This is a genomic window from Bradyrhizobium sp. U87765 SZCCT0048 (assembly GCF_018131225.1).
GTDB lineage: Bacteria > Pseudomonadota > Alphaproteobacteria > Rhizobiales > Xanthobacteraceae > Bradyrhizobium_A.
The window spans coordinates 141464-160969 of sequence record NZ_JAFCMM010000007.1 but is presented as its reverse complement, the minus strand read 5'-3'; the positions used below and the strand labels follow the sequence as shown (position 1 = coordinate 160969).

Below are 19506 nucleotides of genomic sequence, written 5' to 3'. Positions count from 1 at the left end.
GCGTGGGCTCCGGGGTTTTCCTGCCCGGACGACATCGGCCGCGGACGGCGGGGCGGGCAACGTGCGACCGACGCAGTCCTGACCCGCGGAGCGTCAGCCCTTGATCTTGGCGCCGACCGGCTTGACCGACGAAACGCGCTTCAGTGCCGGCTTGGCATGCGCGATCTTGGCATGACCGACCTTGTGCACCTTCACCGCCGAGATGTGCTTGTGGGCCTTGTGGTGACGGACGTGGTGGCGGTGATGACGGCCCTTGTGCATGCTCGCCTTGGCATTCAGGACCTTGGCATTCAGCACCTTGGCGTCGGTGGTCTTGACGGTGGCCTTCGGCGCGACCTGCTCCGCCTTGATGACGGGCGCGGTGTCGGTCTTGGTGGTGCCGGCGGCCATGGCGGGCGCTGCGATGATCGAAGCGGCAATCAGGGCGGCGGAAATCGATTTGAACATGGTGGTCTCCTCTCGCTGGTGATCACTGCGGCAGGCCGGTCGGGCTCGATCGGCTGTGGTGATCGTCGGGTGTGACCTTAGGAGGACCGCGCTGAACTCATCCTGAGGCCGCCAGACAGCCTCCGTTCATCACCATGAAATGTTGGTCATGTTGGCGACCCGACCGTGGAACCCACCGCCGGAAAATCGCGTCCCGCCGCGGAATGTCCGCGGGCCAGGGGTGTTCACATTGGTGCAGCGGGGCCCTCAAGTCCCCGCCACCCTGCAGGAGACAGGCGCCATGACACGTGCGACCCCGACACTTGTGCCCCTTAAACTTGTGACCCCTCCCCTTGTGACTCGCATTCTGACGACGGCGACTTTCCTGGTCGCGCTGGTGGCGTCGCCGCTGCTGGCGAACGCCGCCGGAAACGAGACCCCCTCGTCGCCGCCGCCGTCGTCGGACAGCAAGTCCAACCCGCCGAAGAAATCCAAGAAGAGCGACAAGCAGTCGAGCATCGATTCCCCTGCGTTCCTGCAGGGCTACCGCACCGCCTATGCCACGATCTACGAGCACAACGACTACACAGCGGCGATCGCGCAGCTGAAGGCGCTCGGTCAGGACGACCGCGCCGACGTCGCCAATCTCATCGGCTATTCCTACCGCAAGCTCGGCGACTACCAGACCTCGCAGGCGTGGTACGAGCGCGCCCTCGCCGCCGACCCGACCCATGTCAAGACCTGGCAATATTACGGGCTGTGGCAGGTCGAACAGGGCCACCGCGACCAGGCCCGCGTCAATCTCGCCAAAATCGAGCAGCTGTGCGGCACCACCTGCCCTGAATATCGCTCGCTCGCCGACGCCATCGACGGCACCACGACGACCGCCCGCCTGGTCTACTGACGCCGGCCCGCAGCCGAACGGATCGCGCCGGCGCCCCTAACCGGGCGCCGGCAGCGTCGCGTCCATCAGCCAGTCGAAATAGCCGCGCTCGACGCTCTCCACCGGCAGCACCATGATCGCCGGCGTGGTGTAGGAATGGTGCTCGCGGACGGCGTCGCTGACCTGTCCGGCCAGCGTTTCACGGGTCTTGAAGATCGCCACGACCTCCTCCGCCCGCTCCACCTGCCCCTCCCAGCGATAGTGCGAGATCATGCCCGGCAGGATGTTGACGCAGGCTGCCAGCCGGCGGTCCACGATCACCCTGCCGACGGCTTCCGCCTCGACAAGGCTGGGGAACGTCGTATAGACCAGAACCGCGCGCGCCATCGACTAACTCCTTGAAACCATTGCCGCGGTCCACAGATCGAATTCAAGAGCTCGAGTTCAGGGAAGATGACCGTCTCCAAACAATACGGCCGGATCGCATTTGTTGCGAGCCCCAGCGAGGAAGCCCAGCAGGCCCTCGTCCAGCTCGAGACCATCTATGGCAACCATCCGCCGGATACCGCCGACGTCATTGTCGCGCTCGGCGGCGACGGCCTGATGCTGCAGACGCTGCATCGCTACATGCGCTCCGGCAAGCCGATCTACGGCATGCACCGCGGCACCGTCGGCTTCCTGATGAACGAGTTCAGCGTCGAGGGTCTGCGTGCCCGCCTCGAAGCCGCCAAGGTCACGGTGATCAACCCGCTGCTGATGCGCGCCACCGACGTCCACGGCCAGGTCCACATCCACCACGCCATCAACGAGGTCGCGCTGTTCCGCCAGACCCACCAGGCGGCGCGGCTGCGGATCCTGGTCGACGAGGCCGAGCGCATGCCCGAACTCGTCGCCGACGGCGTGCTGGTGGCGACGCCGGCCGGCTCGACCGCCTACAACCTCTCCGCCCAGGGACCGATCCTGCCGATCAACGCGGCCCTCCTGGCGCTGACGCCGATCAGCGCCTTCCGCCCCCGGCGCTGGCGCGGCGCACTCCTGCCCAACAGCGCGTTCGTCGTCATCGAGGTGCTGGAGAGCGACAAGCGGCCCGTCGCCGCGGTCGCCGACCACGACGAGGCCCGCGATGTCCTGCGGGTGGAAATTCTCACCGATCGCTCGATCGCCATTCGCATGCTGTTCGATCCCGGCCACAGCCTGGAAGAGCGCATCCTGCGCGAGCAGTTCAGCTACTGACGGACGCGGGCGGCTACACAACGCCAGCGACACCGCGCCGGCCACACCCACCGCGTCATTGCCGGGCTTGACCCGGCAATTCAGCTTTCTGAGTTGGATCACCGGGTCTCGACGCTTCGCGTCGGCCCGGTGATGACGCTGAAAATGCGGGGCGCTCCTTATCTCAGCTATTCGGCAGCCGTGGCATCGGCCCTGCGCCATCGCAACGTTTCATTAACGGCGCGGCACTTATAGTTAACGTCACGTGTATTTCCGTCCCGGGTGGCGGTTCCCGCCCCGAGCCGCGTCATGATTCGAATCGACTTCAACAAGCTGCGATTTCTGATCTGCGACGACAATCCGCACATGCGGCGCATCCTGCGCACGCTGCTGCATTCGTTCGGCGCGCGCGAAGTCTACGAGGCAGAAGACGGCGCCACCGCGCTCGAGATGTACAGCCACTCGGCGCCCGACATCGTGATCTGCGACTGGGCGATGCCGATCTTCGACGGCCTCGAACTGACCCAGATCATCCGTCAGCCCGACGCCATCGGCAATCCCTATGTGCCGATCATCATGCTGACGGGGCATTCGGAGAAGCGTCGCGTCATGGTGGCGCGGGACGCCGGCGTCACCGAATTCCTGGCGAAGCCGATCTCGGCGAAGGCGCTGTACCAGCGCATTCTCAGCGTTGTCGCCCATCCCCGTCCGTTCATCCGCACCAAGAACTATTTCGGCCCCGACCGCCGCCGCAACACCAACAGCGCCTATATCGGCCCCGAGCGCCGCAACGGCGGCAAGGCCGAGGTGATGCCGCAGCAGGCGCTGATCGACAAAGCGCGCATCACGAGCTGACGCCTCCGCGAGGGACCTGCCATGCCCGCCGACAAGCCCGCCTCCCTCAAGGTCGAGACCTTTCCCGACTACCAGGTCATCACCCAGCCCAATCCGCTGCGCGGCGCGATGCGCCGCGCCACCGAGGCCGATGCCGACGATCCGGTGGCGCGCGCCGAGCGCGCGCTGGAGGGGCTGTCGGGGGAATTCATCGACTGGATGGCGAGCGAATGCGACCGCCTCGCCCGGGCGCATGCCACCGTGCTGAAACAGGGCTTCACGCCCGCGGTGCGCGAGGAGTTCTTCCGCGCCGCGCACGACATCAAGGGCGACGCGGCGACCTTCGGCTATCCGCTGGCGGCGGCCGCCGCCGAAAGCCTGTGCCGGCTGATGGAGCATGCGCCTGATCTCGCCAAGGTGCCGCTCGACCTCGTCACCCATCATGTCACGTCGATCCAGGCGATGGTGCGCGAGCATGGCCGCATCGACCGCCTCGGCATGGCCGACGAGCTGAGCCGGCAGCTGCGCGGCCTCGCCGACAAGTTCCTGGTCGAGGCCAACCGCGACCGCCCCGAGCACCTCGAGGCGATCCTCGCGCCCAGCATCGTGCCGGGCCGCTGAGGCGCGGAGCTTCGAAGTCCAATCACGTCATCCGTCCCGTGAGGTGGCCCCAGGATGACGGGGAGAAAGTGTCACGCGATCTTTCGCGGCCTGCTTTGTGATCCGTCCCCCTGAGGTGGCCGCTTAGCGGCCCTCGAAGGGCGACGGCCCGGGCAGCAGCTCGGAGGCCGCTCATCCTTCGAGGCTCGCGGAGCCTGTCATCGGGCCGCGCTTCGCGCGGACCCGTTGGCTCGCACCTCAGGATGACGGAATTCGCTTCTGGCAGCGCCCTCAACCGGCGCAGCGCGCCGACGATCTCTCCGCAATGATAAAACCCGCGCCCTGATTGCTCCGGCGCGGGTGATGGCGTCACATCGCGATGGCCGCGTCAGGCGGCGATCAGCGCGTCGTCTTCGAACGGCTCGTAGGCGAGCGGCTTATGGTCAAGCGGCTCCGTCGCCGGGCTCGCGACCAGCTCATCGCAGAACAGGCGGGCTTCCTCGCGGGCCGATTCGGTGGAGAAGCGGCGCAGCAGGATCAGCAGCGGCTCGGTCGCCTCGGAGCTGTCGAGCTCGCAGCGCGTCAGCACGCGCTCGACCATGCGGCGGCGCAGCCGGACCATGCCCTCGATGCTGCCGACGAAGCCGACCTCGTGCAGCGCCTCGACCGCGGCGCGGAAAGCCCCGAAGGTGGAGGGCGGGAAGCCGGCGCGCGTCAGCAGCGCCGTCAGCCCCGCGCCGCCGCGGTCGTCGATCAGCGCCGTGACGCGGCTCTGCGGCAGGCCGGAGAGTTCGACCAGCGCGGCATCGAACAGCGCGAGATTGCCGGACAGCAGCGCGCGCAGGATCAGGCCGGCATTGAGCTGGCCGGTCGCCCGCAGATGGCCGACAAGGCCGCGCATGTCCTCGCCGCGCGAGCGCGCCGCGATGGTGACGGTCGAGCGCTCGGTGGCCTCCGCGGCCAGCCGCGTGGCGCGGTCGGCCGACAGCCAGTTGCGCGCGGTGACGAACTGCGCCAGCGTCTCCGACAGCTTGGCGACCAGCGCAAGCCGCGTTGCCGACGGCAAGTCGTCGCGAGCGAGCAGCGCTTCGCGCACCGCGGCGAGATGGCCATGGCGATCGGCGATGCGATGGAGCGAGAAGGTCGGCAGCGCCGCGTCGGCGTTCTCGATCAGCTCGAGGGTCGCTGCCGGCTGGCCGACCTCGGCGATGGCGGCACACAGCGACGCCGGCAGCGCGGCGCGGCGGGCGATCGCGCCCTGCACCTCGGCGCAGCCGGTGGCGACGAGATCAACGAGATCGGCATCGAGCAGCAGCGGGGAATGTTCGAGGATCGGCAGCGCCACCGTGGCCTGGTCGACCGACAGCGCCTGCACGATCGCCGGCGGCGCATCCGGACTGCGGGCGAAGATCTCCGCCATGGCACGGCGGACGAGCGGCGAGCCGTCATCCAGCAGCATCAACAAGGCGCCCTCGGCGGCGGCGCGGTCATCTTCCGAAAGGTCGGAGACCAGCCATGCGCGGGCCAGTGCCCGTGTCGCTTCCGCGCGCTCTCCGGGGAGAGCCGTCCTGACCCAACTGATGAACTGCCGAACGATCATGCTCTGCCGGCCTTACGCAACTTGACCAACACCGTCGTGGTGCCATTGACGCAAAATAAACCACGACGCTTAACAAAGCGTTCACCATAACCGACTGCGTTTATTGATGTTTTATTAACCGACCGGAATTCGTTGGAAAACGCTCAGCTGCTGAAGCGGCCGGCGCGGTCGCTAAACAGGTCGAGCGGCTGCGGCGCGTTCGCGGCCGCGCCCTGCCCCTGCCCTTGCCCCTGACCGGCGTCGACATTCGTGCCGGCGTTGTTGCCCCACAGCGCCTGCACCACCGTCGACACCGGCTCGGGGCGATCGCCGCCCTGATAGAGCGAACGGAAAGTCGGCCGCGGCATCGGCGGCTCCTGCGACGACGACGCAGCGCCGGTCGCCGCAGCGACATTCGTCGCGCCCTGCTGCGCCTGCGGAAAGCCGGACAGGAACAGCGCGTTGTCGGCCTGTGTGGTCGCAGCCGCCGTGCCTGCGGACGCACCGCCGCCGAGCGCGGCGAGCGCCGCCTGTGTCGACGGCGCATTGACCGCATTGGCGTAGCGCGTGGTCAGCACGGAGTAGACGTCGGCGACGCTGCGCGCGTTGCCGTTGCGATCGTAGAAGATCGGCCGGTTCGCAGCGGCGGCGCTCGGAAACATCTGCGTCGCGTCAGCGCCTGGCGAATCCTGCGCCGCGCTGATCAGCCTGGCGGCGCCGCCCGCTCCCATGAAATGGGCGATGTAGAGTTCGCCGTCGGTCGGGCGGCGGCCGAGCGTACCGGTGAGCTTGAAGCTGTTGGACTGGGTGAGCACGCCGGCCATCGCCGCATTCACCGCGGGATCGTCGCGCAGCTTGAGGATCTCGTTGCGTGTCGCCGGATCGCTGACCGAATAGGTGCCTGACGACGACTTGGTGATGGCGTCGGCATACTTGCCGTAGCCGAGCGAGGGGCCAGCCTCTTTCACCGTGCCGAGCCAGGTCTGCTCGATGAACTGGTAGAGCCCTTTCGCCGACGACGTCGCGGACGACGCGCCGGGGTCGAGGTTGGATTCCATCTTGGCGGCCGAGAGCAGGTATTCGAAGCTCGCACCTGTCGCGTCGGCGGCCTGCCGGATCGCGCTCGTGATCCGCGCCCGCACGGACTCGAAGCCCGCCGTGAGGCTGGTGGTGTCGATCGTCATGTCAGGAGCCCGCTCCCCCGGCACCCTCCGGCCTTCCCGGCCGTTTCGCACCATGCGCAAAACATGGTTAACGAAACGTTAATCGCCGCATCGAGGTACCGAACCCGGCACGATCGCACAGCGAACGACGCCGGCTCAGGTCGAGGACTTATAGACGTCCGCCGGATCGAACAGCCGCTCGGCCGAAACGAAGCTCAGCGCCGGCGCGCCGTCGGCGCCCTTGCCGACCGCACGGTAGAAGCAGGAATGACGGCCGGTGTGGCAGGCGGCGCCGCCGGCCTGCTCGACCCGGATCCAGACCGCGTCCTGATCGCAATCGACCCGCATCTCGACGACCCGCTGGACATGGCCGGAGCTCTCGCCCTTGCGCCACAATTTGCCGCGCGAGCGGCTGTAGTACCAGGCTTCGCCGCTGTCGACGGTGCGCCGCAGCGCCTCGTCGTTCATGAACGCGACCATCAGCACTTCACCGGTGGTCGCATCGGTGGTGACGCAGGTGACGAGGCCGGCGGCATCGAACTTCGGCCGCAGCGCGAGGCCTTCCTCGATCTCGTTGACGGTGCCTTGCGGTGACGGAGCGCTCACGGCGAAATCCTCATGGCACAGCCGGCGGTCCGCCGCGCGTGCAGGGAAAGAGAACGACAGGATGGCACGAAACGGCGCGGCGGACGACCGCCGGCGGCAAGATCGCTCGCAGAACCCGAGGGCAGCGCGGGAATCAGCGCTGGTTGCGCACGAGGCTCAGGAAGCGGCTCTGCTCGTCCGGATTGTTGCGGAACAGGCCGGTGAACCGCGTCGTGATGGTGCTGGCGCCTTCCTTGGCAATGCCGCGCACCGACATGCAGGTGTGCTCGGCTTCGACCAGCACGGCGACGCCGCGCGGCTTCAGCACGGTGTCGATCGCACCTGCGATCTGCGCGGTGAGATGCTCCTGAGTCTGCAGGCGATGGGCGAAGATGTCGACCAGCCGCGCCAGCTTGGAGAGCCCGATCACCCGCTCCACCGGCGTATAGGCGATGTGCGCCCGGCCGTAGAACGGCATCATGTGATGCTCGCAATGGGAATTGAAGTTGATGTCGCGCACCAGCACGAAGTCGTCGTAGCCGGCGGTCTCGCCGAAGGTACGGTTGAGCACCTCGGCCGGGCACAGGTGATAGCCCTGGAACAGCTCGTCATAGGCTTCGACGACACGGCGGGGCGTGTCGAGCAAGCCTTCGCGCGCGGGATTTTCGCCGATATAGGCGAGCAGCGTCTTGACCGCGGCCTCCGCCTCCTCGCGCGAGGGGCGCGGCAGATCGGCCCGGATGGCCGACCCCTGAAACTCCGACGCCGGAATTTCCGACGGCGGATTGGTGCGCAGCGGCTTGATGATCGCGTCCATTCAGCTCTCCGTTCGACCGGCCCTCGACGGGACCGGGGGTGTCACCGGGTCGCCGCAACGGCCTTTCGGCCACCGGACGCCACAAGTCCAAGTTGAAACAATTCAAAAGCCGGCGTCGGGCTGGCCCGCTGCCGTCGTCACCCATATCATCCCAAGCACCGGAAGAAATTCTCTTTTTCCGGCGGCTGGGGGAAGCGGACGGGTTTATTCCTGCGACCCGGTACATATATAGGATAGGCTATGGGGCCCGCCAAGGCCGGCCCCGCAGGGGTCTTATGCGGCCATGCTGAACGACGTCTATAATAAGAAGATCATCGAACTGGCGGGCAATATCCCGCGCCTCGGCCGCCTCGCAGCGCCGGACGCGAGCGCCACCGCCCACTCCAAGCTGTGCGGATCGACCGTCAAGGTCGACATCAAGATGGACGGGCCGGTGGTCACCGACTTTGCCCATGACGTGAAGGCCTGCGCACTCGGCCAGGCATCGTCGTCGATCATGGCGCGCCATGTGGTCGGGTCGAACGCCGACGAACTGCGCGAGCTGCGCGAGACCGTCCGCCGCATGCTGAAGGAGAACGGCGCGCCGCCGGACGGCAAGTGGGCCGATATCGCAGTGCTGGAACCGGTGCGCGATTACAAGGCGCGCCACGCCTCGACCCTGCTGACCTTCGACGCGGTGGTCGATGCCATCGGCCAGATCGAGGCCCGCGCCCCGGCCCACGACTGACCGGCATCGCCGGCGTTGATCATCATGGTATCGCCGTCGCGCGGTGACGCCTGTGGCGGTCAGCGCCGCGGCACCGCGACGCCCGTCGGAGCGCCCGCCTCGGCGGTCCTGGTCGACGGGCGGCCGGCAGGCGCGCCTGCACCATCGCCAGCACCCAGACCAGGTGCGGCGACGAAGCGGTCCTGAATCGGCTTGGCCCCGGCGGCGACGGAACGATCCCCCGCTGGCGCAAGACGCGCCATCGCCTGATCCGGGACGAGGCCGGTCTGCCGCAGTTCGTTCGCCGTGAGTTCGTGCAGCGGCTCCCATGGCGGCACGCCGAGCGCCAGCGCCAGCAGTTCGCCCGAGCCGCCCATCTCGAAGGTGAAGCTTGCAAGCCGGCCGATGTCGCGCTCGATGATCGAGACATCCTGCGCGGTGTAGCTCGCGGACCTGGCGTCTTCGGTGCGATCGCCCATCCAGATCTGGTGCACCCGGACATGTGCCTCGGCGGGCACATGCCGCACCGCGCCGGACAGCAGCAGGAACGCGCACATGGATTCGCAATAGGCCTCGGGGACGATGTTCGCCCGCGCGGTGTCTGCGCTGCGCATCTCGTTGACGATGCCGACGGTCGTGGCGACGCCGAGCGCGCGCCACTGCCGGCCGATCGCGATGGCGTCGAGCACCGATCCGCCGCTCGAATCGAGCACCATGGTGACGTCGCGCAGATCACGCCCTGCGGCGAAATCGGCAAAGGCCTGAGGCGTGTCGGCCGTGACGGTGCCGACGGCGGCGACGATCCCCTTGCAGCTTCCGCCGCAGGCGCGATCCGCGCCGTCGAGCGTGGCCCGGTCGTGCCAGACGAAGTGCATCGGCTGCTTGCGTTCCTCGAGCGTATCGCCGGCCGTCGCCGGAACTGCCAGCGCCCCGCCGAGCAGCACCATGACCGCGCCGAAGCGCCATCTCCTGCTGCCCGTCCAACGCCCGCCGCCGTCCAAGATCGGTTCCTTCCCGCCTAGTGTCATGCCGCCATCATCAAAAGCGTAGTCGCGGCCCGGATTCGCGTCCACGGAACTTTGGGTGCGGCGCAGCCAAAACCGTGCAATATTTCGGGAATATGACGCCCGTGCGCCGCAGCTCGGGTTCCTCGCCGCGGAACCGGGCAGATCGGCGCCACAGCTTTCACCATTCCGCCCAGGATTTCGCTCACCCCGTGCCGTCCGACGCTGCCGCCGGGAACGTTGCCAACAAACTCGCCAAAAAACCTGCCAGTAAACCTGCCAAGATCTTCGCCATGAACCGCGCGCCCCGATTGTCGCCCTCCTGCCCCCACTGCCTGCAGCGGGCGCAACGCCTGCCCCGCCAGGCGGGACGGCTGATGATCCTCGGCTACCGCTACACGCTGTCGCCGCTGATCGGGTTTCACTGCCGCCACCTGCCGACCTGTTCGGCCTATGGCGAGGAAGCGATCATGCGCTTCGGACTGTGGGCCGGCGGCTGGATGACACTGGCGCGGCTGCTGCGCTGCCAGCCATTCGGCACCTCCGGCATCGACAACGTGCCGATGATCGCGCCGCGCGGCGCGCGCTGGTTCCTGCCATGGCGCTACGCCCGCTGGCGCGGCGTCAACGATGGCGAGCAGGCCCGCTGAGGCGACGCCGGCCCCGGCTTCAGGCCGGGCGCTAGAAGGTCACACACGCCGAGCGCACCGTCGTCATCACCGACTGCTGGCGAAAGTCGCGCTTGTAGGCAGCGGCGATGGCGTCGAGTGCGGCGCGCTTGTCGGGATCGTCAGCGAATACGATCAGCACGATCTTGCTGGGCTCGCGCACCAGCGTGCCGCGCGCGCTGTCGCGCCACTGCCCGGTGGCATCGACGACGCTGAGCCCATCGGGAAAGCGCGGCGTGATCTCGCGCGCGGCGAAAGCCGCGAACGCCGCGTCACTGACGCCGAGACGGTCGCCGATGTTGCGACCGAACAGCATTTCCGCCGACACCATCGCTTGGCCCGGCGGCATGCAGGCCGGCGGCAGCGCCGCGCAGCCGGACAGCGCCAAGGCGGCAAAGGCGGCGCAGGCCGCCATCATCATCCGCATTCGTCACCTCTCACGCCACGGCGCGCGCCGGACGGGTGAGGAACGCAACCCCGATCGCCAGCAGCACGAACGTGATCCCCGCATAGCCGTGGGCGTGGAACAGCTGCTGCTCGAAGAACCTGCCCCCGATCGCCGACCCCGCCGCCTGTCCGACATACACCATCGAGGTGTTGAGCGCGACCGAGGCGCTGGCGAAGGCGGGCGCGGCGCCGACGAGGCGCGACTGCTGCATCGAGTTGATGGCGGCAAAGCCCAGGCCCCACAGCACGCTGGCGCCGAGCAACAGCGGCAGCGCCGCCGCGCCGACCCCGACCACCCACACCAGGCTGCCGCACAGCATGGCGCCGAGGAAGATCAGCGACGTCCAGAACGCTCCAATGCGGCCGACGATGCGCATCGCCACGAGATTGCCGACGAGGCCGCAGATGCCGAACAGGCTGAACGCAAGACCGACCGTCGCCGGGCTCGCCTCGGTGAGCCGCGCCAGCAGCGGCCCGAGATAGGTGAAGGTGCAGAACTGTCCGGTGATCTGCAGCGTGGTGATCAGCAGCAGCAGCAGGATGAGACGGTTGCGACCGATCATCGTCCAGGTGCGCAGCTCGACCGGCGCGCCGACGAGGCCGCGCGGCAGCGCCAGCACGATCAGCAGCGCCGCGATCGCCGCCATGATGCCGATGGCGAGCAGCGCCTCACGCCAGCCGAAATGCGCCGACATGTAGGTCACGAGCGGCAGGCCCGCGACGAGCGCGAGCGACCAGCCGAGGAAAACGTAGGCAATGCCGCTGGCGCGCTGCGCCTCGGGCACGATCATGCTGACGGTGCCGGCGGCGACGGGCGTGAACACCACGAGGAAGGCCAGCATGACAAGCCGCAGCGCCATCAGCGTGGCGTAGTCGGGCGCAGCGAGCACGGCGACATGGCACACCGCCACCCCGGCCATGCTGGTCGCCAGCAGGATGCGGCGGTCGAGACGGCTGGTGAGCCAGACCATCAGCGGCGAGCCGATGCACAGCAGCACCGCGCCGAAGGTGATGAGCAGGCCGGCCTGGGGAATCGATACGCCGAGCGCGCGGGCGAGATCGCCGAGCATGCCTGCCGGCGACATGACCGCGAGACCGGTGACGAAATTTCCCAGCATCAGGGCCGTGGGCGCCACAGACTTGTTCATGGGAGAACGATAGGCGAGTTCAATGCAGCTGCATATATCAGGATTTGCAACGGTGTTTTGCGCCTGCCGCCGGTGGCCCCCCCTCACCGCCCCGATGCCTTGCAACACCGGCACTGGCTGTTATACCCCTGTTTTCCGCTTACCTGCGTCCGTTCGCAGGAGTGAGCTTGAGGAGATGACATATGACGGAATCCAAGTTCGTTTTCGGCCTCGCCAACCTGCGCCCAGCAGAAGCCCAGACCGAGCCGGTCACTGTGACCTTCCCCGATGGCGCGCGGCGCCAGTTTCCCCGACACACCACCGGCCTTGACATCGCCAGGGGCATCTCGCCCTCGCTCGCCAAGCGCACCGTGGCAATGACCCTCGACGGCCAATTGACCGACCTCGCCGATCCGATCGAGCACGACGCGGCCATCGAGTTCGTCAACCGTGACGATCCCCGCGCGCTCGAGCTGATCCGGCACGACGCCGCCCACGTGCTCGCCGAGGCGGTGCAGGCGTTATGGCCGGGCACCCAGGTGACCATCGGCCCGGTGATCGAGAACGGATTCTATTACGACTTCTTCCGCAACGAGCCGTTCACCCCGGAAGACTTCGCCGCCATCGAGAAAAAGATGCGCGAGATCATCGCGCGCGACGCTCCCTTCACCAAGGAGATCTGGACGCGCGACGACACCAAGAAGGTGTTTCAGGACAAGGGCGAGCTGTTCAAGGTCGAGCTGGTCGACGCCATCCCCGAGGACCAGACCATCAAGATCTACAAGCAGGGCGAATGGTTCGACCTCTGCCGCGGTCCGCACATGACCTCGACGGGCAAGGTCGGCACCGCCTTCAAGCTGATGAAGGTGGCCGGCGCCTACTGGCGCGGCGATGCCAAGAACCCGATGCTGACCCGCATCTACGGCACCGCCTTCGCCAAGCAGGAACAGCTCGACGCCTACCTCAAGCAGCTCGAGGAAGCCGAGAAGCGCGACCACCGCAAGCTCGGCCGCGAACTCGACCTCTTCCACTTCCAGGAGGAAGGCCCCGGCGTCGTGTTCTGGCACGCCAAGGGCTGGAGCCTGTTCCAGTCGATCGTCGCCTACATGCGCCGCCGCCTCGCCGGCGACTACGACGAGGTCAACGCGCCTCAGATGCTCGACAAGTCGCTGTGGGAGACCTCGGGCCACTGGGACTGGTACCGCGAGAACATGTTCGCGGCGCAGTCGGCCGGCGAAGAGGCCGAGGACAAGCGCTGGTTCGCGATCAAGCCGATGAACTGCCCGGGTCACGTGCAGATCTTCAAGCATGGCCTCAAGAGCTACCGCGACCTGCCGCTGCGCCTCGCCGAATTCGGCGTGGTGCATCGCTATGAGCCATCGGGCGCGATGCATGGCCTGATGCGCGTGCGCGGCTTCACCCAGGACGACGCTCACGTGTTCTGCACCGAGCAGCAGCTCGCCGACGAGTGTCTCAAGATCAACGACCTGATCCTGTCGACCTATGACGACTTCGGCTTCGAGGGCGAGCTCACGGTCAAGCTGTCGACCCGTCCCGAGAAGCGCGTCGGCTCCGACGAGGCGTGGGATCACGCCGAGCGCGTCATGGCGACCGTGCTGAGCGAGATCCAGGCCCGCTCGGGCAACCGCATCAAGACCGCGATCAATCCGGGCGAAGGCGCGTTCTACGGGCCGAAGTTCGAGTACGTGCTGCGCGACGCCATCGGCCGCGACTGGCAGTGCGGCACCACGCAGGTCGACTTCAACCTGCCGGAGCGGTTCGGTGCGTTCTACATCGACGCCGACGGCGCCAAGAAGACGCCGGTGATGGTGCATCGCGCGATCTGCGGTTCGATGGAACGCTTCACCGGCATCCTGATCGAGCACTTCGCCGGTCACTTCCCGCTGTGGCTGGCGCCGACCCAGGCGATCGTCACCACGATCACCTCGGAAGGCGACGACTACGCCAGGCAGGTGCTGGCGGCGGTGCGCCGCGCGGGCCTGCGCGCCGACATCGACCTGCGCAACGAGAAGATCAACTACAAGGTGCGCGAGCACTCGCTGGCCAAGATCCCGGCGCTGCTGGTGGTCGGCAAGAAGGAAGCGGAGAACCGCACGGTGTCGATCCGCCGCCTCGGCAGCGACGGCCAGACGGTGGTGCCGCTCGACGAGGCGATCGCCGCGCTCGTCGACGAGGCGACGCCGCCCGACATCAAGCGCGCCCGCCTCGGCTGACACGCTCTTCGACAACCTCCGGCGGCCGCGTGCCGCCGGATCCATTTCAGGGGCCCGGAACCGGCCCGGAGCGCCCGCGCGGCTGCCCGACGAGAATCGCTTTAAAGGCCGCCGCGGCGTATCGCCGCTCACGGGGCCGCGTGGTATCAAGCCGCGATCCGACACCTGCATTCACGACATGAAGGGGACAAGCTTGTCCGACACGTTGCAGTTGCTGAAAACCCGCCGTTCCGCCAAGCCGCGCGAGATGAGCGGTCCCGGCCCCTCCCCGGCCGAGCTAGACACCATCCTGACCATCGGCGCACGCGTGCCGGACCACGGCAAGATCGCACCATGGCGCTTCATCGTGTTCGAGGGCGATGCGCGGCTGAAGGCCGGCGACGTCATCGCGCGTGTGTTCGCCGCGAAGAATCCCGACGCCTCCCGCGAGCAGATCGAGATCGAACGCCACCGCCTCGCCGAGGCGCCGCTGGTGATCGCCGTGATCTCCGCGCCCAGGGCGCATCCCAAGGTCCCGGCGTGGGAGCAGGAGCTGTCCGCCGGCGCCAGCGCCATGAACATCGTCACTGCCGCGAATGCGCTCGGCTACGTCGCCAACTGGCTGACCGGCTGGTTCTCGTTCGACCGCGACGTGCTGACCGCGCTCGGCCTGCGCGCCGACGAGAAGATGGCGGGCTTCATCCACATCGGCCGGATCGATCATCCCGTCGAGGACCGGCCGCGGCCGAACCTCGCTGAAATCGTCACGCGCTTTTGAGATTCATGTCCCCGGCGCGAACAGTCGCATCGCCGGGTGGCGGCAGATCCATCGCGCGATTCCCGCGCCGGCCTTGCCCCTCGTTCTGAGGAGCCCGCGCAGCGGGCGTCTCGAGCGATGAGGCCGGTTTGCCGCGCTCCTCCCCATGAGGAGATCAAATGCGCGCGCGCCTGTCACGCCGCCTGGGCGGCGTTCTTGCCGAAGCGCGCCAGCAATTCGCCGATCGACGACGCCGGCCGCGCCGGGCTGAACAGGAAGCCCTGCACCTCGGTGCAGCCTTCAGCACGCAGACGGTCGAGCTGCTCGCGCGTCTCGACCCCTTCCGCCGTCGTCGCGATGCTGAGGCTGCGCGCCAGCCCCGAGATCGCCCGCACGATGGCGATGCAGTCGGCGCGATCCGGCAGGTCGCGGATGAACGAGCGGTCGATCTTGATCTTGTCGAACGGGAAGCTGCGCAGGTAGCTCAGCGACGAGTAGCCCGTGCCGAAATCATCCATCGAGATGCGCACCCCGAGCCCGCGCAGCTGGTGCAGCGTCTGCAGGTTGGCGTCGGTTTCGGCGAGGAGTACCGACTCGGTGATCTCGAGCTCGAGGCGGTGCGCCGGCAGGCGCGAATGCGCCAGGGCCGCCACCACCGCCGCCACCAGGTTACGGCTCTTGAACTGCACCGGCGACAGGTTCACCGCCACCTTGATGTCGGTGGGCCACTGCGCCGCGTCGCTGCAGGCGGTGCGCAGCACCCATTCGCCGATCTGCACGATCAGGCCGATGTCTTCGGCGACCGGGATGAACTCCACCGGCGAGACCATGCCGCGCTCGGGATGGCGCCAGCGCAGCAACGCCTCGAACGAGGTGATGCGGTCGGCCGACAGGTTGACCAGCGGCTGGTAATGCAGCTCGAACTCCCCGCTCGCGAGCGCATGACGCAGGTCGGCTTCGAGCGCCCGCCGCGCCTGGGCCTGGCGATCCATTTCCGGTTCGAAGAAGTGATGGGCGCCGCCGCCGTCGGCCTTGGCGCGGTACAGCGCCATGTCGGCGGTGCGCAGCAGCGCCTCGGAGGTGTCGCCGTCGAGCGGCGCGATGGCGATGCCGATGCTGGCGCCGATGGTGATGTCGCGGCCGTCGATGTCGTAGGGCCGGCTGAGGTCGGCGATCAACTGGTTGGCGCGGTCGCCGGCTTCCGCAGGTCCGGAGATCTGGTCGAGGATCAGCGCGAACTCGTCGCCGCCGAGGCGGGCCGCGAGATCGCCGACGCCGAGCGCTCCCTTGAGGCGTTGCGCGACCTGTTGCAGCAGGCGGTCGCCGACCGGATGGCCAAAGGTGTCGTTGACGCCCTTGAACATGTCGAGGTCGAGGCATAGCACCGCGGCCTGGCGGTCGGCGCGGCTGCACTGCTCGACGGTGTGCTGCAGGCGCTGCTGCAGCATCACGCGGTTCGGCAGGTCCGTGAGCGCGTCATGATGCGCCATGTAGGAGATCTTGGCTTCGGCCTTGCGCCGCTCGGTGACGTCGATGATCGCCACCATGAAGGCGCTGCGGCCGCCGAAATTGACCCGGCGGCCATAGGTCAGCACCTCGATCTCGCTGCCGTCGGCGCGGAGATGGCGCCAGCTGCGGCGCGACTGGTAGCTGTCGTCGAGTTCGCGCAGCGTCTTGAGATGGATGTCGCGCTCGTCGGCCGGCCAGATGTCGCTGGTCTGCATGTGCAGGAACTGGTCGCGGCTGTAGCCGTAATGGGCGATGGCCGCATCGTTGACGCCGATGAAGGCGAACGTCTCGTCGTCGAACACCCACATCGGCATCGGGTTGCTTTCGAACAACAGGCGGAACGACTGTTCGCGACGCTTGAGATCGGTCACGTCGGTGACGGTCGCGGACAGCAGGTCGCCGATCGCGGCGACGCTGATGCGCAGATGCGTGCCTCGGGCGGTGGCGATTTCGAGCTGCTGCGGCTGGCTGCTCTCGATCACGGCGCTAAGCCGCCGCAGCACCTCGGGCGACGACAGGTCGTGCTCGCCCTCGCTGAGACGATGCCAGCGCAGCGTCTCGGCCGGCCGCTGCAGCAGGCGCGCAGCGCCTTCGTTGAGGTCGACGATCTGGAAATCGACCGTCGCCCGTCCGGCGTTGCGGCAGGCCGCGAGCGCGAGAAAGCCGTCGTCGGTGGCGCGGAAGATGGTGTCGACAAGGCTGTAACCGTCGCCACGCTCATGGACATACATCGAGATCAGCGGCGGGCCCCAGCGGCAGGCCATCGGCATGGCATAGATGTCGAAGGTGCGGACGATGCCGTTGGCGACATGATAGGCGGAGGTGGCGTATGGGCGCTGGCTGCCGAGCGCATTGGCGGCGACTTCCGACAGAACGCCGGCGTATTCAGGCGCGAGATCGGCGACGCGGGTGTCCCATGCGTCCTGTCCGAGCCACTGCCGCAATGCGCGGCCGGTGCGCATGATGGTCAGCGTGTCGCCGCTGCCTTGCAGCAGCGCCATGTGGTCGGCGAGCCGTCCCATGCTGCCGAGCACCACTTCCTCGTACGCGGGGAGCTGCTCGCCGGGACGCAGCGCGGCGAACCACTTGCGCCGCAGCGTCTCCATGTCGTTCATCGCTTCGCCGAGAACTTCGTCCTCGATCGTCTTCCTGACGGCACCCACGACTTCCCCTTCCCGCGCACGCAGCGAAAATCGCGGTTAATTCAACCTTGCCTGATTGACGAAGGGTAAAGAGTTCCCGGCAGTGTTTCATTATGACACTTTTAAGACGACCGATGGTTAGCATTGGGAAACCATTGGCGTCGCAATGCAATCTCGATCGCGAAACGACGCCATCAACATTGCGGAAAGATGCGTGAACAAGACGTTCGCATGCATCGGCGGATGCTCGGCAACGCCTGGCATTCGCACGCGACGATGATGCCGAGGCCGCCTCATGAGGCGCATCGAAGAGGCCTGGGGGGCGTTGGCGACCTAATCGAGTCCGGTCTTGCCCGGCGCCCAATAGGCTTTGGTCCTGATCCGCGTCGACCGGACGCCCGCGGCCTTCAGTGCCCGGCCGACGCGCTGGATCGACGGGGCCCTGCCCGTCAGCGCGACATCAGCGCCGCTCCCAATGCAGCGCAGCACCTCGTCTGCGGCCGCGACGAGATGGCCGTCGTCGGCGCGGCGTTCGATCAGCGTCGCCTGATCGATACCGATCGACGCCAGCACCGCGCGCGCCTCCGCGGCATCCGACACCTCGAACGTCTGAATGGCGCCGGCCGTCGGCGGGTCCTCGCGCAGCAGGGTTGCGAGGCCGAACGAGGTCTCGTCGCCGAACAGTGCGATTGGCGCAGCGAGCGCGGACAGGTCGAGCGAGCGGCGCGGGCCGAAGAACTGGCAGCGATCGCCTGCACGAAGGCTGCTCACCCATCGGCTGCCGAGACCGTCGCCATGGGCGAAGGCGAGCAACCGCGTCCGGCCGCGGCCGGCATCCCACATCACCGGCGTATAGGTTCGCGTGCTCAGGCCACCGCCGACCGACACCTGGATCTTCTGGCCCGCAGCCCACGTGACGTCCCGCAACGCCTCGCCCTCGATATCGACCAGGCGGAAGCGCGGCGACAGCGTCTCGACCGCGGCCACGCGCGCCGGTCGCATCAGCCATCGCACCAGCGCGCGCGTCACGGGCCCGTGCCGGGCCGCCTCATGAACGGGTTCGGTCACAACCCCGCTCCCCCGCGTCCATGAAGGGATCGCGCGCGGCCGATCATCGCGTCCGCACCGTGAGTTCGTTGCCGCGCCCAAGATCGAACGGCAGTGGCAGGGAGAGGTAGCCATTCTGCGGATTGCGCACATGGTCGAGATAGCCCGACGCCCGGGCAAACGCATTCTCTCCGACGATTAGCGCGCCGGGCCGCAGATGCGGCTCGAGCAGCTTCAGCACGGGAAGGTAGAGCGTGAAGGCGCCGTCGAGCATCACCATGTCGATGGTGCCGCCGACGCCGGCGGCGAGCGTGTCGCGGGCATCGCCGACACGCAGCTCGACGACATCGGCAAGCCCCGCCGCCGCGATGTTCGCCCGCGCACGCTCCGCCTTGCCGGGCTCGAGCTCGGTACCGGTCAGGCGGCCGCCGCCCATGTCGCGCAACGCCGCCGCCATGTAGATCGCCGAGACGCCCATGGACGAGCCGAATTCGACGATCCGCTGCGCCCGGCAGGCGCGCGCGCACATGTAGAGGAAGCGTCCGAACTGCGGCGAGACGTTGAGAAAGTTGTCGGCAAGGCCGGAATACACCTCCTGGAAGTCGCGCTTCTCGGCCGCGACGAACTCGTCGACCATGGCGTCGAGGCTTGCCGCCTTGCCCGCGCCGGATGGCGCCAGCGACGCGTCGGCTGCCTCCGCCTCCCGATGCAGGCGCGCGAGAATGTCCGCGACAAGGCCGCTGCTGAGTGAATCCACGTGTCCGGCTCCCTGAGATGATGTGTCGAT

Annotated in this window: 20 protein-coding genes; 8 read left to right on the top strand and 12 right to left on the bottom strand. The window is 67.7% G+C overall.

Annotation, left to right across the window (positions count from 1 at the left end; translation table 11 throughout):
- Positions 1–93: 93 nt before the first annotated feature.
- The gene (locus tag JQ639_RS33165) at positions 94–447 is read right to left on the bottom strand and encodes a His-rich protein BRANT (protein ID WP_249122883.1); all 354 of its coding nucleotides are present in this window, start codon (positions 445–447) and stop codon (positions 94–96) included.
- Between the two features lie 280 nt (positions 448–727).
- On the opposite strand from JQ639_RS33165, the gene JQ639_RS33160 reads away from it, so the two are divergent.
- Positions 728–1330, top strand: a complete 603-nt coding sequence (locus JQ639_RS33160; protein WP_211964432.1) for a tetratricopeptide repeat protein — start codon at positions 728–730, stop codon at positions 1328–1330.
- 36 nt (positions 1331–1366) lie between these two features.
- On the opposite strand, the gene cutA is transcribed toward JQ639_RS33160, so the two are convergent.
- Positions 1367–1696, bottom strand: a complete 330-nt coding sequence (gene cutA, locus JQ639_RS33155) for a divalent-cation tolerance protein CutA (protein WP_211964430.1) — start codon at positions 1694–1696, stop codon at positions 1367–1369.
- 66 nt (positions 1697–1762) lie between these two features.
- On the opposite strand from cutA, the gene JQ639_RS33150 reads away from it, so the two are divergent.
- The 3 genes from JQ639_RS33150 to JQ639_RS33140 all read left to right on the top strand — a co-directional run bounded on the left by JQ639_RS33150 (position 1763) and on the right by JQ639_RS33140 (position 3976).
- Entirely contained in the window at positions 1763–2542 is a 780-nt protein-coding gene (locus tag JQ639_RS33150; protein ID WP_211964429.1) for an NAD kinase, read from the top strand.
- Between the two features lie 288 nt (positions 2543–2830).
- Complete coding sequence (locus JQ639_RS33145) at positions 2831–3376, top strand: response regulator (RefSeq protein ID WP_211964427.1); 546 nt, start codon at positions 2831–2833, stop codon at positions 3374–3376.
- A 21-nt stretch (positions 3377–3397) separates the two neighbouring features.
- Entirely contained in the window at positions 3398–3976 is a 579-nt protein-coding gene (locus tag JQ639_RS33140) for an Hpt domain-containing protein (RefSeq protein WP_211964425.1), read from the top strand.
- 367 nt (positions 3977–4343) lie between these two features.
- Here the strand turns inward: JQ639_RS33140 and JQ639_RS33135 are convergent, their stop codons facing one another.
- From JQ639_RS33135 to folE, 4 genes are all read right to left on the bottom strand, one after another.
- Positions 4344–5555: a DUF2336 domain-containing protein gene (locus JQ639_RS33135; RefSeq protein ID WP_211964424.1), complete on the bottom strand. Its 1212-nt coding sequence runs from the start codon at positions 5553–5555 to the stop codon at positions 4344–4346.
- Positions 5556–5698: 143 nt separating this feature from the next.
- Positions 5699–6718: a lytic transglycosylase domain-containing protein gene (locus JQ639_RS33130; protein ID WP_211964423.1), complete on the bottom strand. Its 1020-nt coding sequence runs from the start codon at positions 6716–6718 to the stop codon at positions 5699–5701.
- 135 nt (positions 6719–6853) lie between these two features.
- Positions 6854–7303, bottom strand: a complete 450-nt coding sequence (hisI, locus tag JQ639_RS33125; RefSeq protein ID WP_211964422.1) for a phosphoribosyl-AMP cyclohydrolase — start codon at positions 7301–7303, stop codon at positions 6854–6856.
- A 133-nt stretch (positions 7304–7436) separates the two neighbouring features.
- Positions 7437–8099: a GTP cyclohydrolase I FolE gene (gene folE / locus JQ639_RS33120; RefSeq protein WP_211964421.1), complete on the bottom strand. Its 663-nt coding sequence runs from the start codon at positions 8097–8099 to the stop codon at positions 7437–7439.
- Between the two features lie 283 nt (positions 8100–8382).
- On the opposite strand from folE, the gene JQ639_RS33115 reads away from it, so the two are divergent.
- The gene (locus JQ639_RS33115) at positions 8383–8826 is read left to right on the top strand and encodes an iron-sulfur cluster assembly scaffold protein (protein ID WP_211964419.1); all 444 of its coding nucleotides are present in this window, start codon (positions 8383–8385) and stop codon (positions 8824–8826) included.
- A gap of 59 nt (positions 8827–8885) precedes the next feature.
- Here the strand turns inward: JQ639_RS33115 and JQ639_RS33110 are convergent, their stop codons facing one another.
- Positions 8886–9833: a COG3904 family protein gene (locus JQ639_RS33110; protein ID WP_371745015.1), complete on the bottom strand. Its 948-nt coding sequence runs from the start codon at positions 9831–9833 to the stop codon at positions 8886–8888.
- 269 nt (positions 9834–10102) lie between these two features.
- Here JQ639_RS33110 and yidD point away from each other — a divergent pair, with 269 nt between their 5' ends.
- Positions 10103–10459 carry a membrane protein insertion efficiency factor YidD gene (gene yidD / locus JQ639_RS33105; RefSeq protein WP_211964417.1) on the top strand — a complete coding sequence of 119 codons (357 nt, stop codon included), beginning with the start codon at positions 10103–10105 and terminating at the stop codon, positions 10457–10459.
- Positions 10460–10490: 31 nt separating this feature from the next.
- On the opposite strand, the gene JQ639_RS33100 is transcribed toward yidD, so the two are convergent.
- Both JQ639_RS33100 and JQ639_RS33095 read right to left on the bottom strand, forming a co-directional pair.
- Complete coding sequence (locus JQ639_RS33100) at positions 10491–10904, bottom strand: DUF3574 domain-containing protein (protein WP_211964415.1); 414 nt, start codon at positions 10902–10904, stop codon at positions 10491–10493.
- Between the two features lie 10 nt (positions 10905–10914).
- Positions 10915–12072: an MFS transporter gene (locus JQ639_RS33095; protein ID WP_211964413.1), complete on the bottom strand. Its 1158-nt coding sequence runs from the start codon at positions 12070–12072 to the stop codon at positions 10915–10917.
- 182 nt (positions 12073–12254) lie between these two features.
- Here JQ639_RS33095 and thrS point away from each other — a divergent pair, with 182 nt between their 5' ends.
- Positions 12255–14285: a threonine--tRNA ligase gene (gene thrS, locus JQ639_RS33090; protein WP_211964411.1), complete on the top strand. Its 2031-nt coding sequence runs from the start codon at positions 12255–12257 to the stop codon at positions 14283–14285.
- A gap of 178 nt (positions 14286–14463) precedes the next feature.
- Entirely contained in the window at positions 14464–15042 is a 579-nt protein-coding gene (locus JQ639_RS33085) for a nitroreductase family protein (RefSeq protein WP_371745014.1), read from the top strand.
- A gap of 173 nt (positions 15043–15215) precedes the next feature.
- On the opposite strand, the gene JQ639_RS33080 is transcribed toward JQ639_RS33085, so the two are convergent.
- The 3 genes from JQ639_RS33080 to JQ639_RS33070 form a co-directional block, all read right to left on the bottom strand.
- Complete coding sequence (locus tag JQ639_RS33080) at positions 15216–17645, bottom strand: putative bifunctional diguanylate cyclase/phosphodiesterase (RefSeq protein WP_211965099.1); 2430 nt, start codon at positions 17643–17645, stop codon at positions 15216–15218.
- 360 nt (positions 17646–18005) lie between these two features.
- Entirely contained in the window at positions 18006–18740 is a 735-nt protein-coding gene (locus JQ639_RS33075; RefSeq protein WP_349644667.1) for a siderophore-interacting protein, read from the bottom strand.
- Between the two features lie 43 nt (positions 18741–18783).
- Positions 18784–19476 (bottom strand): O-methyltransferase, encoded by a 693-nt coding sequence (locus JQ639_RS33070; RefSeq protein WP_211964407.1) that lies wholly within the window; start codon positions 19474–19476, stop codon positions 18784–18786.
- Positions 19477–19506 lie beyond the last annotated feature (30 nt).

What these genes read in the sequence shown, in the direction of transcription:
- JQ639_RS33165 (WP_249122883.1), bottom strand. Translation starts at nt 447, where the DNA reads ATGTTCAAATCGATTTCCGCCGCCCTGATTGCCGCTTCGATCATCGCA.
- JQ639_RS33160 (WP_211964432.1), top strand. Translation starts at nt 728, where the DNA reads ATGACACGTGCGACCCCGACACTTGTGCCCCTTAAACTTGTGACCCCT.
- cutA (WP_211964430.1), bottom strand. Translation starts at nt 1,696, where the DNA reads ATGGCGCGCGCGGTTCTGGTCTATACGACGTTCCCCAGCCTTGTCGAG.
- JQ639_RS33150 (WP_211964429.1), top strand. Translation starts at nt 1,763, where the DNA reads ATGACCGTCTCCAAACAATACGGCCGGATCGCATTTGTTGCGAGCCCC.
- JQ639_RS33145 (WP_211964427.1), top strand. Translation starts at nt 2,831, where the DNA reads ATGATTCGAATCGACTTCAACAAGCTGCGATTTCTGATCTGCGACGAC.
- JQ639_RS33140 (WP_211964425.1), top strand. Translation starts at nt 3,398, where the DNA reads ATGCCCGCCGACAAGCCCGCCTCCCTCAAGGTCGAGACCTTTCCCGAC.
- JQ639_RS33135 (WP_211964424.1), bottom strand. Translation starts at nt 5,555, where the DNA reads ATGATCGTTCGGCAGTTCATCAGTTGGGTCAGGACGGCTCTCCCCGGA.
- JQ639_RS33130 (WP_211964423.1), bottom strand. Translation starts at nt 6,718, where the DNA reads ATGACGATCGACACCACCAGCCTCACGGCGGGCTTCGAGTCCGTGCGG.
- folE (WP_211964421.1), bottom strand. Translation starts at nt 8,099, where the DNA reads ATGGACGCGATCATCAAGCCGCTGCGCACCAATCCGCCGTCGGAAATT.
- JQ639_RS33115 (WP_211964419.1), top strand. Translation starts at nt 8,383, where the DNA reads ATGCTGAACGACGTCTATAATAAGAAGATCATCGAACTGGCGGGCAAT.
- JQ639_RS33110 (WP_371745015.1), bottom strand. Translation starts at nt 9,833, where the DNA reads ATGACACTAGGCGGGAAGGAACCGATCTTGGACGGCGGCGGGCGTTGG.
- yidD (WP_211964417.1), top strand. Translation starts at nt 10,103, where the DNA reads ATGAACCGCGCGCCCCGATTGTCGCCCTCCTGCCCCCACTGCCTGCAG.
- JQ639_RS33100 (WP_211964415.1), bottom strand. Translation starts at nt 10,904, where the DNA reads ATGCGGATGATGATGGCGGCCTGCGCCGCCTTTGCCGCCTTGGCGCTG.
- JQ639_RS33095 (WP_211964413.1), bottom strand. Translation starts at nt 12,072, where the DNA reads ATGAACAAGTCTGTGGCGCCCACGGCCCTGATGCTGGGAAATTTCGTC.
- thrS (WP_211964411.1), top strand. Translation starts at nt 12,255, where the DNA reads ATGACGGAATCCAAGTTCGTTTTCGGCCTCGCCAACCTGCGCCCAGCA.
- JQ639_RS33085 (WP_371745014.1), top strand. Translation starts at nt 14,464, where the DNA reads ATGAAGGGGACAAGCTTGTCCGACACGTTGCAGTTGCTGAAAACCCGC.
- JQ639_RS33080 (WP_211965099.1), bottom strand. Translation starts at nt 17,645, where the DNA reads ATGAACGACATGGAGACGCTGCGGCGCAAGTGGTTCGCCGCGCTGCGT.